Source organism: Fluoribacter gormanii, from assembly GCF_900156395.1.
Lineage (GTDB): Bacteria > Pseudomonadota > Gammaproteobacteria > Legionellales > Legionellaceae > Legionella > Legionella gormanii.
Genome location: NZ_FTNL01000011.1, coordinates 106,058 through 121,051 on the forward strand (window position 1 = coordinate 106,058; position 14,994 = coordinate 121,051).

Consider the following 14,994-nt stretch of genomic DNA (forward strand, 5'->3'; position numbering starts at 1 on the left):
ATGTTATTCCTGGAAATTTTATTGAGCATTCATTGCTTGCTTTTAGTCAGTTCATGGTTTATTGGCGGTCGTTGGCTCTCAAATCAGCCATCATTTAAACTCAAATTGGCTCGCTTTTTATTAATTAGCTGTGTGATTTCTCCATTAATGGTTCATTGTATTAAAACCAATCAAAAATTGGAGCGGCATCACTATGCATCCATTGATGCTTTGCAAGAGTATGTGAATCAACCTATTTTAAAGTCTAAACACTCCCAAGAGACTCCTGAATCAGCAACCTCTTTTTCAATAAGCAATACGAGTTATTTTCATATTTTTTATATCGTATTTTGTTTGCTCGTCTTATTTCGCAGTTATAAAGTATTGTTGAGTTTGGGCAGTTTAAGAGCACTATTAGCTGAAGCAATTCCATATCGAACTTCCGGTAAATTGGTCATTAAAGTTTCTCGACGTTGTCATATTCCTTTCTCCGTCGTTTTATTTAACAAAGCTTATATCGTATTACCCGTATCCCTATTTTCTTCCTCCAAAAATGTGAAGATTGCCATTGCTCATGAGGGCCAACATCATCGTAATGGTGATTGTCTATGGGCCTATTTTATTGAAGCCCTGCGCATTCTTTTCTGGGGTAATCCAGGTGTTATTCGATGGGGTCGTATTTTAAGCGAATTACAAGAATGTTCATGTGATGAAGTATTGGTTGGCCAGCCAAAAATTTCGGCACATGACTATGGCAGCTGTCTGTTTCATGTAGTGCAGACAGTGTCTCAATGTTCTCTGTCATCAGACCTAGAAATTGCATGCACGGTAGGTATGGCCTTGGGCAAAGACAATGAAGACTGTACTTTTATCATCAGGAGAATTTCAATGTTATCAGCTTATCCACTTAAACCATCTAAATCATTATGGTTAGCAGTTGGATTTATGGGGGTTTCTATTTTGGCACCAATCTGTGTCGCCTATTCAGCAGTCGGTTCATTGACCGGTTCTAAGGCACAAGAAATCGATACCTCTCATTTAGATCCTAAAATGCAACAAATTGCCGCGCAAGAAATTAAAATGGCGGTAAAAAACTATCATGCAAAATCGGGGGTTATTGCAATCGTCAATGCACAAACTGGTAATCTCATTGCCTTTGCTGAGTCCGGTAATGATGAAAATCAGAATAGCTGGAAATCACGTGTTTTTTCACCTGGCTCTACGATAAAACCGTTTATTGCGGCGGCAGCAATTGATGCTGGGAATAGTTCTGAAACCAAAAAATATGATTGTCGCTCACCTTACTCCGTAGAAGGTAAAACATTTACAGATTACTATGTAAGTCAAGGCCCTACTTCATTGACCCAAGCGGTTGCAAGATCAAGTAATGTATGCATGATTAAAGTCGCCCAAGAAACTGGACTACCTGTAATTCGTAAAAAACTCACTGAATTTGGTTTTGATATTAATACTTGGTGGCAAGCAAATCAAAGTGATGACTTGCAACTTGCAATGGTTTCTCTTGGGGAGAATATACCGGTCACAATTGATTCATTAACAAAATCCTACGCCATTCTTGCAAACTTTGGACGTCCATTCAAAGGAGAAGAGGCTCCTATCATTTCAGCAGCAACAACCAATTCAATAAATCATATCCTCGAGAACGTTGTTATAAATGGCACAGGAAAACTTGCTGCGATTCCTGGTGTTCATGTCGCGGGTAAAACAGGAACTGTTACAGAAAATATTAATGTTGCAGAAGGCGAGCATATTGCCTTGTTTGCAGGTTTTGTACCGGTTGATGCGCCACGTTATGCCATGGTGGTTGTAATAGAAGACGGTCATTCAAGAAAAAATGGTAAGACTTTAACCTCCGGTGGAGAATTGGCTGCTCCAGTATTTCGTAAGGTTGCTCTAAATAGCCTAAGTAATACCACGCTATAAATCACCTGTGGGTACAGCAGTGTAGCTCGTACCCATATCGATATAAATTCACATGATGTTGGAGTTGTTATGAAGAAACTAAGCGTACTTCTATGGTTGACACTATTTTATTGCGGAACTATTTGGGCCCAAAGTACTTGCTTTTTGGTACAGGAAAATCAAACTGTGCTAAAGCACGAGGGTAAAGATTGCAATAAGCGTTTTGCGCCAGAATCAACCTTTAAAATTGCTTTGAGTCTTATGGGTTTTGATTCAGGAATATTAAAAGACACACTCAATCCGGAATGGCCGTACAAAAAAGAATATGAACTTTATCTTAATGTTTGGAAATATCCTCATAATCCACGTACCTGGATAAGAGATTCCTGTGTTTGGTATTCACAAGTTCTAACACAACAATTAGGTATGACTCGATTTAAGAATTATGTTGATGCATTTCACTATGGCAATCAGGATATTTCCGGCGACAAAGGTCAGAATAATGGATTAACCCATTCCTGGCTATCAAGCTCGCTTGCCATCTCACCAAGTGAGCAAATTCAGTTTCTGCAAAAAATAGTCAATAAAAAACTATCCGTGAATCCCAAAGCTTTCACTATGACTAAAGACATTCTATATATTCAAGAATTAGCGGGTGGTTGGAAACTGTATGGAAAAACAGGGAATGGTCGACAGTTAACAAAAGACAAAAGCCAAAAACTATCACTACAACACGGATGGTTCATCGGCTGGATTGAGAAAGATGGTCGTGTGATTACCTTTACGAAACACATTGCAGATAGTAAAAAACATGTAACCTTCGCCAGTTTCAGAGCGAAAAATGAGACCCTGAATCAATTATTTTACTTAATTAATGAATTGGAAAAATAATACATGAAATCCAACATTTCTTTATTAATAGCACAAGCTCTATTCCTATTTTGCTATCAAGCTTTTGGTTACGCCAGTGAAATAGCAATTACTTTTGATGATTTACCTGCTTCAATCGAAGAATCTATAGAGGAACAAGCTCAAATAAATCAGCAAATAGTAAATGCGCTTATCAAATATAGAGTACCTGCAATTGGATTTGTGAATGAAGGGAAACTCTACCGCACTAATGAAACTCAAGAAAAAATAAATCTCCTAAAATTATGGGTGGATAACGGATTTGATTTGGGAAATCATACTTATTCGCATCTGTCCTTAAGTAGCATCACAACCAAGCAATTTAAAGCCGAAGTGACTAATGGCTCTAAAATATCCAAACAATTAATGCAAAGTGCAGGTAGAGAGTACCGTTACTTTAGGCACCCCTACCTTGATACAGGTGAAACATTCAAGATTCGCTCTCAATTTGAGTCGTTTTTAAAACATGAAGGATACCTAGTTGCTCCAGTTACTATAGACACTGACGATTGGAAATTTAACCAACAATTACATGAGTTTCCTCAAAATAAAGACAAAATCATTCAAAGTTACTTGAAACATACACGTGCTAAATTTGCCTTTTATGAAAGCGCATCTAAACAAATGTTTGGTAGAAATATTAATCAGATTTGGCTACTTCATGCCAATCTTGTTAATTCATTAGCCATTGAATCACTCTTAACTATAGCCCAAGAATACGGTTATCATTTTATCAGCCTAGATGATGCACTACAGGATAAAGCCTATCTATCCGCTGATTCTTACTATGCCCATTTTGGGGTTTCTTGGCTTTATAGATGGGATTTTACCCGCGGGAAAGTGGTTGATTGGTCTCAGGATCCAGAGCCTGATAACAATCCATTTATCTCAACTAAGACCATTAAATTTTATGATAAAGATCGCAAACGACTTATTCCAGTTAAAATTTATGTGAGTAATGAATCACAGGGGAAAGCAAATGCTGGTATTATTAAACTACCCGTTGCCATCATTAATCATGGATACACTGTACGCGATACTGAATATTCATTCTTAGCCAATGCACTTGCTGCAAACGGTTATTTTGTTGTAAGCATCCAGCATGATCTAAAATCAGATCCCCCATTAGCTCAAACTGGCAATTTATTTGAGCGACGCAAACCCTTATGGGAACGAGGAAGTACCAATATACTTTACGTAATCAAAGAGCTTAGCCGGATCAACCCCAGTTTAAACTTGTCTAAAGTGACATTAATTGGTCATTCGAATGGTGGTGATATTGCCATGTTGTTTGCAAGAAACCATCCTCAATTTGTGAAAAAAATTATATCATTGGATAGCTTGCGCATGCCTTTTCCACGTACCGGGCTAACACCTATTTTATCGCTGCGTGGAAATGATACTAAGGCAGATGAAGGCGTACTGCCTTCTCAAGAGTCGTTAAAACAATTAGCCATAACAATTATTCCACTACCTGAAGCCAAACATATTGATTTATGTGACCGTGGGCCTGAGGTAATTCAGAAACAAATGAATGCTCTTATTTTAAAGTCTTTGCGAGGCTAGTTTATGAAAAAAATGTTCACCTTGTTCATTTTAATATCTTCCTTAAGCCTTATGGCAGCAGCCAGCATATCGACGAAGATACAAAGTAATCCGCTAGAGGAAAAATACACGAATACATTTAGCTTACATCATACGTTAACCAAAGAGTTTCCTTCAAAGATCAATGGAATCAAATATAACTTATATATTAGTCTCCCCAAAGAATATGATTCTAACAAAAAAGACTATCCAACTATTTACTTATTAGATGCTGATTACAGCTTTGCATTAGCCAAACAAATTAGTGAGCATTTATCTGACCGAAATAGAATCAACGACTCCATTATTGTTGGGATAGCTTATGCAAATCCTAATGAGTATAAGAAAAATAGAACCAGAGATTACACACCAAGTTATGTTGGATCAGGAGGATATGGAGCTGAATATCAAAAATACTCGGGTGGTGCCGAATCATTTTATCGATTTATTCATTCAGAACTTATTCCATATCTTCACCAGACATATAGAGTTAATAAAACCGCTACTTTTGTCGGTCATTCTTACGGTGGATTATTTGGGGTATATTTATTAGTCCACCATCCTGGAATATTTAATCGTTACATTATCGTTAGCCCCTCTCTCTGGTATGATAATCATTTGGTGCTAAAAGCAGCTCAAAAAAAGCAAAATTTTAATCTTGAAGAAAATACTCGTGTTTGCTTTATTATCGGCGACCAAGAAAATAAAGGCGATTACCAAATGATAGATGATTTAAAGTTATTGAATGAAACCATCATGAGCAAGCCTCACAGGAATTTAAGCACTGCTTTTAATGTTCTAAATAATATGGATCATGATACTGTTTTTCCAGGAGCTTTAAGTTTAGGACTTCTAGAGTCTTCATCTGACTTCAAAAAGAATCGACTCTGAACTCAATCAATAAGTCTGTATACAAAGGATAAACGATTATGCTTGCTAAGTGTTCTGTTTTTATTGCTACAAGTCTTAATGGTTTTATTGCAAGAGATGATGGTTCTATTGATTGGCTAACCAAAGCAAATGAGCTTGTGCCATCTGGTGAGGATGGTGGTTATAAAGAGTTCATATCTACGGTCGATGGACTCATTATGGGTAGGCATTCTTTTGAGAAAGTATTATCATTTAATCCTTGGCCTTATGGTGAGCTTCCAGTTGTAGTGATGAGCAGCAAACCCATAAAAATTCCTGTTCATTTAAAACATGTTTCAACCTCCTCCGAAACACCTATTGAGCTCGTGAAGCGCTTAACTGATGAAGGGTTTAAACATCTTTATATTGATGGCGGTATAACTGTCCAGAATTTTATAGCCGCGCATTTAATACATGAATTAACAATAACCATTGCACCAGTGTTGCTCGGCTCTGGGCGTTCGTTATTTGGACCTTTGGCACAAGACATCGAACTGGAGCATATTGAAACTAAATGTATTGGCGGTGGCTTTGTTCAATTGAAATATCGAACTAATCCCTCAATCAAGAAAAGAAATAAAAACAACGTCTACCTTATTTATGATGAAATTTCTGAGTGGTTTGATAGTCACCGCAATAAAGAGCTCAAAATGGAGCAATTTTATTTGGAACTACTACAAAATCAGATTCCATCCAAAGGAACTATTTTAGATGTTGGCTGTGGCACGGGCGAACCCATAGCCCAATTTTTAATGAAACAAGGGTATAAAGTAACAGGCATTGATGCAAGTAAAAAAATGATTGAGCAATGCAAAAAAAGATTCCCAAATGCAAAATGGCTACTTGCTGATATGAGGGCTTTAGATTTGCAAGAGAAATTCGATGCAGTCATTGCCTGGCATAGTTTCTTTCACTTACCTCATGACGATCAACGAAAAACATTAAAATCCCTTGCCTCTTTAGTGGAGCAAAATGGTTTATTAATATTTACTTCCGGACCGGAGTATGGAGAAGTTTGGGGTGATAATGGAGGATATGATTTATATCATGCCTCCCTTTCTTCCGAAGAATATACTCAAATCCTTCTAGAGTGCCATTTTAAAATCCTTGTACATAACGTTAGGGGCCCAGAGTGTGGAGAAGCAACGGTTTGGGTTGCTCAAAAAAATCGACTTTGTCCAGGATAAAATGGAAAGAAACTTATCAAAGCGTCTTCAAATCTCATGCTCAATAATAAAAGGACATCTATATTGTATTCCAGGCCACTAATTTTACATCATACAGACGCTACTGGTAAAATCAGAAACCAAAACTTCATCTTCTAACACAATGACTATTGAACAGAATGAATTAGAGATCAAAAATAATGTCCACCAAAATGTCGGATGGGGACAACCTATTCCACTTTCTCCAATCTTAGCCCCTGACTGTCCTTATCCAGTTGAGGCACTTCCCCCAATTGTAAGAAAAGCCGTAATCGACTATCAACAATATGGACAGCAACCCCTGCCTTTGATTGCATGCAGCGCCTTGGCTAATATGTCACTATCATGCCAATCACTTGCTAATGTGGCGCGAGACAACTATTTAATTAGTCCAGTATCACTTTATTTTTTAATTGCCAGCGGCTCTGGCACCCGAAAAACTGCTGCAGATAATGTTTTTTCGAAAGCAGCGCGTCACTGGGAGACATTGATTCGTAAAAGGCGCGAGCCTGAAGTGTTATCAGCACTAACGCAACATCAAGTATGGCAAATGGAAAAAGATAGTTTATTCTCTCAAATCAAACGTGCAACTTATACGGGGGAAGATTCTGATTATGCCAAAGAAATGCTTGATGAATTAATTCATCAAGAGCCGGAAATTCCTTTGCAACCCACTCTTTATTTTGAAGATGCGACCCAAGAGGCACTGGCCATTCATTTGGCTCAAGGTTGGCCTTCCGCTTCCCTTTGGTCTGATGAGGCAGGCATCATCTTAGGTAGCCATAGCATGCAAGGTAATCCGACTCGTTTTGTAGCTTTGCTTAATCGTTTGTGGGACGGTAAGACATTCACCGCGCATCGTAAAACAACGCAAGGATTTACCATTGAAAATCGGCGCTTAACACTTAACTTGATGATGCAACCGCTTATCTTACAACAACTTACCAAGCAAGCTTCGGGTATCAGTCGACAAAGCGGTTTTTTAGCTCGTTGTCTCATGGCTTATCCTGCCAATAGTATGGGAAATCGATTTTACCAAGAACCGCCTGCTTCTTTGCATTCTCTAACCTATTATGACCAACGCGTCACTGCCTGCTTAAATCAGTCAGAACAATTAAGCCATCAAGGTTGTATTCAACTTCCATTGTTGAAAATGAGTATGGCCGCAAAACAACAATGGATTTTATTTTTTAATGCGGTAGAAGCAGGGTTAAAACCTCAAGGCCAGTGGGTCGATATCGTTGATTTCGCATCAAAAGCGGCTGAAAATACAGCGCGGCTTGCAGCACTTTTTCATCTCTTTGAAGGACGCGATGGGGATATTAGTGTAGAGCATACCGAAAATGCTATTGAAATAATTAATTGGCATTTGCAAGAAGCACGGCGAATTATGCCTACCGAAACCGTTTCTTTGCAGTTTTCCGATGCCCTAAAACTTATGGGCTGGTTTATTGAAAAGAATATTAGTTCAACAACGTTACGAACCATTCAACAATTAAGTCCGTTGCGAGATAAAATAAAACGCGACCATGCAGTTGAATTATTAGTGGAACACAATCAAATACGCATTGTAAAATCAGGTTCAAAAACGATGGTGGAAGTGAACCCTCGTGCATTCAAAGTATAAGTTCAACTTGATACATTAACCATAGTACACCAATTAACAGGAGAAATTTGTGCCCTTTGACATGCTAAAAGAATGGTTGAACAAGGAAAAAGAACGAGGGATTGAGGATCCTTTCTGTGCTGTTTTAAGCACTTGTAGCAGCTTAGGTGATCCTCATAGTCGAGTGGTGGCCATTCGCGAAATTGAAACCGAGAGTCTATTATTTTTTACTCAACAAAAAACACGCAAGGTTGCTGAATTATTAAATAACCCTAAATCCTGTTTAAATTTTTTATTTGCAATGCAGAGCCGACAAGTTATTTTAGAAGGAACAGCAATACCCATTTCCCAAGAAGAAAATGAAGCTTTTTGGAGAACTCTTCCTCGTGAACGCCAATTAAGATTTTCTGCTTATGCCCCTACTTCAGGTCTTGTCATTAAAGATTTAGGCCAATTGGAAACAAGGAAAAAAGAATTGAGTGATCAATTTGCAAGCCTTTCTATCCCTATGAGTGAGGATTATTTTGGCTTCCGCTTCATCCCAAAAACATGGATTTTTTACACAGTCGGCTCCATTTCTTTTTCTGAGGTAATTCGTTATACGAAGATAAGCAACTCTTGGAAAACAGAATTAATTTCCCCATAGGTGATATCATGTACATGCTTTGTTTTTGTGTTCCAGAAACACATTTAGAAATTGTTAAAAATGCTATTTTTGATACAGGGGCAGGAAGTGTGGATCATTATCAGCATTGTGCGTGGCAAACATTAGGCGAGGGGCAGTTTATGCCATTACCTGGCAGCCATGCTTTTATTGGAACAATCAATCAACTTGAGAGAGTGCCTGAATATAAAGTAGAAATTATCTGTACTGAAGAGCAAATCAAAGCTGCTGTTGCAGCCTTAAAGAAAGCTCATCCCTATGAATCACCCTCTTATCAAGCGTTTCGGGTTGAGATGATATAAACAATGATGAACGATTACTTACTAAAAAACTTCTATTTCTCTTTAGGTCTTTTTACAATTCGCTAGACTAGCCCCAAACCTGAGGTTTAACTATTGTTAAGAAATTTCCAACAGTAAACTTGAAAATGCTTTGCAATTGAAAAACCAAGGTTTTGATAGATACGAAGCGCGCTATTATTTTGTGTCGCAACAGTCCGATAACAGTTTTGGTAGTTTTTATCTGAAAAATAATTTAAGCTATAGGGAAGTAAGATCTTTCCAATACCCTGTCCTCTATAATGAGGTGAAACACCAAGTGTTCTGACTTCGCCACACCTACTACGTACATGATCGGTTAAAGTTGGGGTACGGCCCCGATCCTGGTAAAAAGTTATCAAATCTCAGTTTAATTAACCATGTCAGTATTAATATTAATAAAAATATTTTTTTCTCTCATCGGCGGTGGTAAGAATCTGCATTTTTCCATCACTTGCTTATAGTTTTTTCCTCATTAAATAATTAATAAACTTTACGCCGTTTATAGAGACAGTTTGTTCTTTTTCAGTGACATATCCTTTGAATTCCAAGAATTTCTTTGCCGTGATGCTCACATCCGCATATAGCTCTTTCATCCCTAACTCAATAGCTTTTTGTTCTAATGCTTTGAGAAGAGCAAGACCAACACCTCTTGCTTGATAATCTTTATTAACATATCCACGGTCAATATGTCCATTTTTCTCTAAATCAGCAAAGCCAACAATCACGTTTGTTTGTTCTTCTACAGCCACAAGAGTATAATTTCTTTCTAAAGACTCTCTCCATTTTTCCAAATCAGCTTCCTTCGGAGCCCATGTATTTAGCTGCACTTCATCATAATCTTTAGAGTTAATAGAATGAACTGCATCATGAAATAGTTTATAAATTTCTACTTCATCTCCAACAATAAAATTCCTAATTCTAAACGCCATTTTTGAATAACTCCCCATAACTACTAGTAATTACATCAATTTTTGTCATTTTTTAAAAATACATATTTATTATTGTAATGACATTTTGTTACTTCTTTTATGAAACATTAATTCAGTAACAAAAACGAGGGTTTATCTCCTTCGCATTTGATTCTCTCAGTAATTTTTTGAATTATATGTTCCATTTTTTCTGGAGAAATTACATGCGATAGAAGCCGTTTTTGCTGTGTTAATTCCATTAAATTATACCTTAATTACATTGCGATTTTTATTCTTCATTTCCCCACCTTTTAGCAGGAAGGAATCCAATATTTTTACATTCCATAAGGTTCTATAAACTATCAACTCTTATTGGTAAATCTCAATTTCTTGTACTGCATAATGCTATTTATTTTTCATACGATAGAATTTGCACATAACACCATGGCCATACCCATCTTTGTAATATTCCATACCACACTTTTCCATAACACGTTGTGACGCAATATGACCTTCTGGTGCAAAAGCAATAATATATTCTGAGTCGATATTTGTACTAGCCCATTTCAATAGTGCTTCCAAGGCCTCTGAAGCATATCCTTTCCCCCAAAATTTTTTATGCAACAGATAACCTACTTCTATTTCTCCGGTTTCAATTGGACCAAATCCACAACGTCCTATGAACTCTTTTAAAGAATTATCAAAAATAACAAAACAAGGAAGTCCTTTTTCTTTATAAAAACTAACGAATTCTTTTATTCTTTTCGCAGTTTGATCTGTGTCTTGGACTCCATCAGGAAAAAATTTCCTTACTTCTGGATCAGAATTAAGTTCAGCAACCTCTTTTAAATCATCTTCGTTAATTAAACGCAAAATCATTCGAGCTGTTTCAATCTTAGTTGACATGCTATTGACCATATAAATTTTAAGTTACATTCTGTTATCAGATAACTTTCATGTTCTATTAATGAATAGTATTTTCTTTTCTCAATACAATTATTAAGATGAATATATTTTTATTGTAACCTAAATAATTTATGTTTTTTCTCACTCATAATCCTGATATCAATAATTTTTCTTAGTTTATCAATGTCCCTTTTGATGGATACTCAATATTTAGCTGATCGCGCATCACCTCTGAGAGGTTTCCATATATCGCTACATTTGCTACATCTTATTGATGAAAGATCTATATTGCCTTGTAAGTTGCCTGTGTAAAAGGATTATATCACTATCCCTGCATCAAGATACCCCACAAATATGTAGCAATAACCATGCTACATAGACACTACTATTTGCTACATATTGCAACCAAAAATAAAATGCACGTGCTATTTCATTTTTTATCATTTTCCTTTTTTATATAAGAATATTTTAAATTAGGAACTCTTTACAAAAAATGGCGGCGTACAAAAATAAGCAACACCAGATAACTCAGACCACTCCTCATGACATCCTCTTTTGTATATTTCGGGATGTGTTTTTTCAGCATTTGAAATGTAGCATGGCGTAGCAATATAGTAGCAATTTTTTGCTACAAATAATTGATCGAATTTGTAACAGAAAAAATGCATTACTCTATGATTTCATAGATAATTTCATCTGGATGGTTTGAATGATTTGATGATCGTGTAGCAATGTAGCAGAATACCTGGAAATGACTGAATGAACCTTACTGAAATAATACTAATGGCAAATATAATCTCCTGCCCCGCTATCTAGGTTAGCCTTATTAAGGCGCAAGGATCTTTTAGATTTATTGATAACTTTTGATCGATAATTCTACTTAATATAAAATCAGCACAGGGTTTTACAAGCACATTAATATCATCCCAATATTCATCTTCCAAACCAATGCATATGTGTTTCGCTCTGTTCATCACGGGCTGATACATTTTAGGTAGACGATCAATCACCCAATCTGCTGCTATAGGTTTCGATCGAATCTCATTAGTTTCTAATGTACTCCAAATCCGTGCATAGGTTAGTAATACATTTCGAGTGTCCTGTTCAAGTTCCGCTGAAAGTCTATCAAGATCATGAAGCATCGCGTTTATAAAGTCGCTATATGGGACCGGGTCTAATAGTTGCTTAGGGCTTTCCCCCATCAATGTATGACTCTTCAATAAGACCTGCGTGATAATCAGCGCAAGATCCGGCATTGCACGATCAGACCATGGTTCAAAATTTCCCATTTCAAATGATGAGCGAAGCCATTCGCCATATTGGAAATCAAAAAGGGGTGGATAAATCCAAGGATTAATTGCGACCCTTTCCACAAGGGTCATTTCTATAGGTGGCTTCGTACTTTTCATGTAAATGCCTGATATTTGGAGTAGATGGTTAGTCAACTCCATCTTTTCTTTTGACGTTGTGGTACGATTTGTTACAACAAATAAATCAATGTCACTGTATTTTTGCAAACCACCTATAAGATAAGAACCATAAAGATAACTCCCAAAAGCTCTGCGCCTAAAATCTTTGTTAGTACCTCAAGACATTCATTGAGTTGTTGCTTTACATCACTGTTGTTTTCCATCATTAACACTCAGCCATTTTTTAAAATCCTTTAACAATGCTTCTGCTTGAGCAATACAAGTTATTACTGCACTCTCAGGAATAATATCGCCAGAATAATCTGCAATATTGCGTTGTTTACGCATAGCATCCAATATAATCACTGTTTTTTTATCAATACCTAAAGTCTGAGGCAATAACTGAATCATCGTTTGATGATGTCCTGGTTTAGAAGTCAAGGTTCGATATCCATGAGATTGAAGTGCTGCATTTGCTATTTGCATAATTGCTTTATAGGCAGCATCAAAGCGATTCTCCGCGCTAACCAAGTCAATTTTTGAATCCACAATATTACGTTCAGCAGCATGCAAAAGCCGATTTATGGTATCTGGGTGAGGTGGTATTTTTTCCAGGCTGATGCCAATTAAATTATCCAAGGTCATGTTCAGCTCCCATAATAAATAGCTTGGGATTATTTAAAACCTCCTGAATGAAAAGATCTTGTTTTTGTAAAGATGACTTCCATTGTTCCCTGGAATATATTTTGGGGTTAATTTCTCTCCCTAAACTCGCTTGGGCAGCATAAAGAGCTGCAACTGCTTCTGTAAAATCAACCTCACCAATAATAAGCACATCAATATCACTTCCAAGGTTTTCGGTTCCTTTGGCCACCGAGCCAAAAACAAAAGCTACTTCAATTTTTTCAGCTAATGGAGTTAAAAAATCAAACAACACATCCACCAAACCAGACGTTTTCTTTAAAATGCTTGAAAGCTCCGTATAAATAGGAAAATTTCGATTTGCTTGGTAATAAACTTGATTACCGCTCTGCTCGCGCAGAAGTACTTTGGATTTAGCAAGTTTGGATAGTTCTCGATGAAGTGTACCCGCTGTGGTATTCGTTAACCGCGCAATCTCTCGGACATGATAACGCTCATCAGGATGCAGCAATAAAAGTGCCAGCACACGCCGCCGATATTCAGAAAACAATATTGAAGTATCAAACATGATTTTTATGTTGAAGCCAACTAAGCTTCAATCATAGCCTAAAAAGCTACACCATTCAATCAGATAAATAAGAAAACCATAAAAAGAAATATCCGTTATAAATCAACTATCCACTGTATCAGTTTAACACGCAACCAATGACCTCAATGATCTTGTAGATATCGAAACTTAAGGGCTCAGTCTTGAGAAAGCATGAAATGGTATTTCCCAATTACGTAATTGTCTTATTGGAAATAAAATGGGGCCTTGAAATTAAAGTTCTTTTCAAAAATCAATAAACACCTACTTCTATTACCATGGCTTCATATTAAAAGGAGATGGGTTAAAAATTTCTTGTTCCCCATCCTCAGATGTATTATGTATCTCCTCATTAGCTTCTTGTTTGGAGAGTTGATTTTTATTAGACGGTCTTGGTTCTCTTGAAAGTGGACTTGCAGTAAGGCCTTGCTCTTTCGTTACCTCATCTCTTTCTTGTGCTTTCGGACTGGGTACGGGCACTAAATTATTTGCTAGCTGTTGAATAAATGCATCGTATAAAGCTAATGTGGGCATGGTAATGCGAAGAGAACATATGCTTCCCTCCTCATCTTGAAGGATTTGTATGCAATCATCAGAAAGATGATTTTCTTCTTTAAATTCATTGAATTCTTTTATAATCGCTTCCATGAATTTTTTTAATTCTTCTCTTTGTTCTTCAGTTAATTTACTAGGTTCACATTGTAATTTAATTGAAAGAGTCATTGATACGCGATCACTATCAACCAGCAATAATCCTTTGGCGATCAATTCCGCAATTATTTCTGGGTCAAAACCAGACTCTAAATCAAGTTCTTCTGAACCAAACACGCCTACCAATTCATCTTCAGACCCAACTGCTTTGCCAGGTTTAGTTAGGAATTTAACTTCACCAGGACTCGCTTTTTCCTCAGATGTCTTCTTATCAGAGGTGGCACTATCACCTCCGCTACCACCTGCGCCATGTCCGGAACAAAGGCGCTTAGGTGCGATTTCTTTAAAACAAGTCCCGCAGCGTACTTTTGCACCTTCCTCAGCAGCCTCTTTTTTTTCTGCTTCCTTTCTAAATTGTTGTAAAGCTAATGCTATAGAGGAGGTTTTGGGTTCATCTGCCGTTATGGATTCAAGGACAGGCTGATGTTGTTCTTTGTCTTTTTTCATGAGAATACTCCAGTGCAAGTTCATAATGGTTTCATCCGAATAAAGATTTACTTATCTGTTATTATACCGAGTTAAAAAAACCCAATTGTATATATAATGTACATTAATTGGGTTGCTCGTTTCTTCGACTTAAAACATCGAGTACATAATCCCAAATTTTACCTGCTACATTAATTCCTTTCCCATCAGATGGATTGAGATGTAATTCAATGTAAGGGAAGCTATTATTTTCAATAATTCCAAATTGTTGCTTATGCCATGGAAGAGAAATGTCCTGACAAATAAA

15 protein-coding genes and 1 pseudogene are annotated in these 14,994 nt (G+C 36.9%); 8 read left to right on the forward strand and 8 right to left on the reverse strand.

From position 1 onward, the window contains the following. The 8 genes from BW930_RS08665 (at position 1) to BW930_RS08700 (ending at position 9,081) form a co-directional block, all read left to right on the forward strand. Positions 1 to 1,923, forward strand: coding sequence for a M56 family metallopeptidase (locus BW930_RS08665; RefSeq protein ID WP_019350454.1), 1,923 nt, complete (start codon positions 1 to 3; stop codon positions 1,921 to 1,923). 69 nt (positions 1,924 to 1,992) lie between these two features. Further along, the gene (locus BW930_RS08670; RefSeq protein ID WP_014845076.1) at positions 1,993 to 2,793 is read left to right on the forward strand and encodes an oxacillin-hydrolyzing class D beta-lactamase OXA-29; all 801 of its coding nucleotides are present in this window, start codon (positions 1,993 to 1,995) and stop codon (positions 2,791 to 2,793) included. Positions 2,794 to 2,796: 3 nt separating this feature from the next. Next, positions 2,797 to 4,377, forward strand: a complete 1,581-nt coding sequence (locus tag BW930_RS08675) for an alpha/beta fold hydrolase (protein ID WP_014845075.1) — start codon at positions 2,797 to 2,799, stop codon at positions 4,375 to 4,377. 3 nt (positions 4,378 to 4,380) lie between these two features. Further along, entirely contained in the window at positions 4,381 to 5,286 is a 906-nt protein-coding gene (locus BW930_RS08680; protein ID WP_014845074.1) for an alpha/beta hydrolase, read from the forward strand. Between the two features lie 38 nt (positions 5,287 to 5,324). Then, on the forward strand, positions 5,325 to 6,491 hold the full coding sequence (locus BW930_RS08685) for a methyltransferase domain-containing protein (protein WP_014845073.1): 1,167 nt from the start codon (positions 5,325 to 5,327) through the stop codon (positions 6,489 to 6,491). A 142-nt stretch (positions 6,492 to 6,633) separates the two neighbouring features. Then, positions 6,634 to 8,136: a YfjI family protein gene (locus BW930_RS08690; RefSeq protein WP_014845072.1), complete on the forward strand. Its 1,503-nt coding sequence runs from the start codon at positions 6,634 to 6,636 to the stop codon at positions 8,134 to 8,136. 49 nt (positions 8,137 to 8,185) lie between these two features. Further along, positions 8,186 to 8,761, forward strand: coding sequence for a pyridoxamine 5'-phosphate oxidase family protein (locus BW930_RS08695; protein WP_014845071.1), 576 nt, complete (start codon positions 8,186 to 8,188; stop codon positions 8,759 to 8,761). Between the two features lie 8 nt (positions 8,762 to 8,769). Next, entirely contained in the window at positions 8,770 to 9,081 is a 312-nt protein-coding gene (locus BW930_RS08700) for a YqfO family protein (protein ID WP_019350456.1), read from the forward strand. Positions 9,082 to 9,167: 86 nt separating this feature from the next. Here BW930_RS08700 and BW930_RS17520 read toward each other — a convergent pair whose 3' ends face one another. The 8 genes and pseudogenes from BW930_RS17520 to BW930_RS08745 all read right to left on the reverse strand — a co-directional run. Further along, the gene (locus BW930_RS17520; RefSeq protein WP_076547508.1) at positions 9,168 to 9,458 is read right to left on the reverse strand and encodes a GNAT family N-acetyltransferase; all 291 of its coding nucleotides are present in this window, start codon (positions 9,456 to 9,458) and stop codon (positions 9,168 to 9,170) included. 96 nt (positions 9,459 to 9,554) lie between these two features. Then, complete coding sequence (locus BW930_RS08710; RefSeq protein WP_014845069.1) at positions 9,555 to 10,028, reverse strand: GNAT family N-acetyltransferase; 474 nt, start codon at positions 10,026 to 10,028, stop codon at positions 9,555 to 9,557. 384 nt (positions 10,029 to 10,412) lie between these two features. Beyond that, positions 10,413 to 10,913: a GNAT family N-acetyltransferase gene (locus BW930_RS08715; RefSeq protein ID WP_014845068.1), complete on the reverse strand. Its 501-nt coding sequence runs from the start codon at positions 10,911 to 10,913 to the stop codon at positions 10,413 to 10,415. 812 nt (positions 10,914 to 11,725) lie between these two features. Next, positions 11,726 to 12,322 carry an aminoglycoside adenylyltransferase domain-containing protein gene (locus BW930_RS08725; protein WP_019350459.1) on the reverse strand — a complete coding sequence of 199 codons (597 nt, stop codon included), beginning with the start codon at positions 12,320 to 12,322 and terminating at the stop codon, positions 11,726 to 11,728. A 207-nt stretch (positions 12,323 to 12,529) separates the two neighbouring features. After that, positions 12,530 to 12,967 (reverse strand): DNA-binding protein, encoded by a 438-nt coding sequence (locus BW930_RS08730; RefSeq protein WP_019350461.1) that lies wholly within the window; start codon positions 12,965 to 12,967, stop codon positions 12,530 to 12,532. Next, the gene (locus BW930_RS08735) at positions 12,954 to 13,532 is read right to left on the reverse strand and encodes a nucleotidyltransferase domain-containing protein (protein WP_014845064.1); all 579 of its coding nucleotides are present in this window, start codon (positions 13,530 to 13,532) and stop codon (positions 12,954 to 12,956) included. Before BW930_RS08735 ends, BW930_RS08730 begins: the two co-directional genes overlap by 14 nt. 291 nt (positions 13,533 to 13,823) lie before the next feature. Continuing rightward, on the reverse strand, positions 13,824 to 14,708 hold the full coding sequence (locus BW930_RS08740) for a hypothetical protein (RefSeq protein WP_014845063.1): 885 nt from the start codon (positions 14,706 to 14,708) through the stop codon (positions 13,824 to 13,826). Positions 14,709 to 14,811: 103 nt separating this feature from the next. Then, positions 14,812 to 14,994, reverse strand: a pseudogene (locus BW930_RS08745) (hypothetical protein); the annotation flags it as partial.

What these genes read in the sequence shown, in the direction of transcription:
- BW930_RS08665 (WP_019350454.1), top strand. Translation starts at nt 1, where the DNA reads ATGTTATTCCTGGAAATTTTATTGAGCATTCATTGCTTGCTTTTAGTC.
- BW930_RS08670 (WP_014845076.1), top strand. Translation starts at nt 1,993, where the DNA reads ATGAAGAAACTAAGCGTACTTCTATGGTTGACACTATTTTATTGCGGA.
- BW930_RS08675 (WP_014845075.1), top strand. Translation starts at nt 2,797, where the DNA reads ATGAAATCCAACATTTCTTTATTAATAGCACAAGCTCTATTCCTATTT.
- BW930_RS08680 (WP_014845074.1), top strand. Translation starts at nt 4,381, where the DNA reads ATGAAAAAAATGTTCACCTTGTTCATTTTAATATCTTCCTTAAGCCTT.
- BW930_RS08685 (WP_014845073.1), top strand. Translation starts at nt 5,325, where the DNA reads ATGCTTGCTAAGTGTTCTGTTTTTATTGCTACAAGTCTTAATGGTTTT.
- BW930_RS08690 (WP_014845072.1), top strand. Translation starts at nt 6,634, where the DNA reads ATGACTATTGAACAGAATGAATTAGAGATCAAAAATAATGTCCACCAA.
- BW930_RS08700 (WP_019350456.1), top strand. Translation starts at nt 8,770, where the DNA reads ATGTACATGCTTTGTTTTTGTGTTCCAGAAACACATTTAGAAATTGTT.
- BW930_RS08710 (WP_014845069.1), bottom strand. Translation starts at nt 10,028, where the DNA reads ATGGCGTTTAGAATTAGGAATTTTATTGTTGGAGATGAAGTAGAAATT.
- BW930_RS08715 (WP_014845068.1), bottom strand. Translation starts at nt 10,913, where the DNA reads ATGTCAACTAAGATTGAAACAGCTCGAATGATTTTGCGTTTAATTAAC.
- BW930_RS08725 (WP_019350459.1), bottom strand. Translation starts at nt 12,322, where the DNA reads ATGAAAAGTACGAAGCCACCTATAGAAATGACCCTTGTGGAAAGGGTC.
- BW930_RS08730 (WP_019350461.1), bottom strand. Translation starts at nt 12,967, where the DNA reads ATGACCTTGGATAATTTAATTGGCATCAGCCTGGAAAAAATACCACCT.
- BW930_RS08735 (WP_014845064.1), bottom strand. Translation starts at nt 13,532, where the DNA reads ATGTTTGATACTTCAATATTGTTTTCTGAATATCGGCGGCGTGTGCTG.
- BW930_RS08740 (WP_014845063.1), bottom strand. Translation starts at nt 14,708, where the DNA reads ATGAAAAAAGACAAAGAACAACATCAGCCTGTCCTTGAATCCATAACG.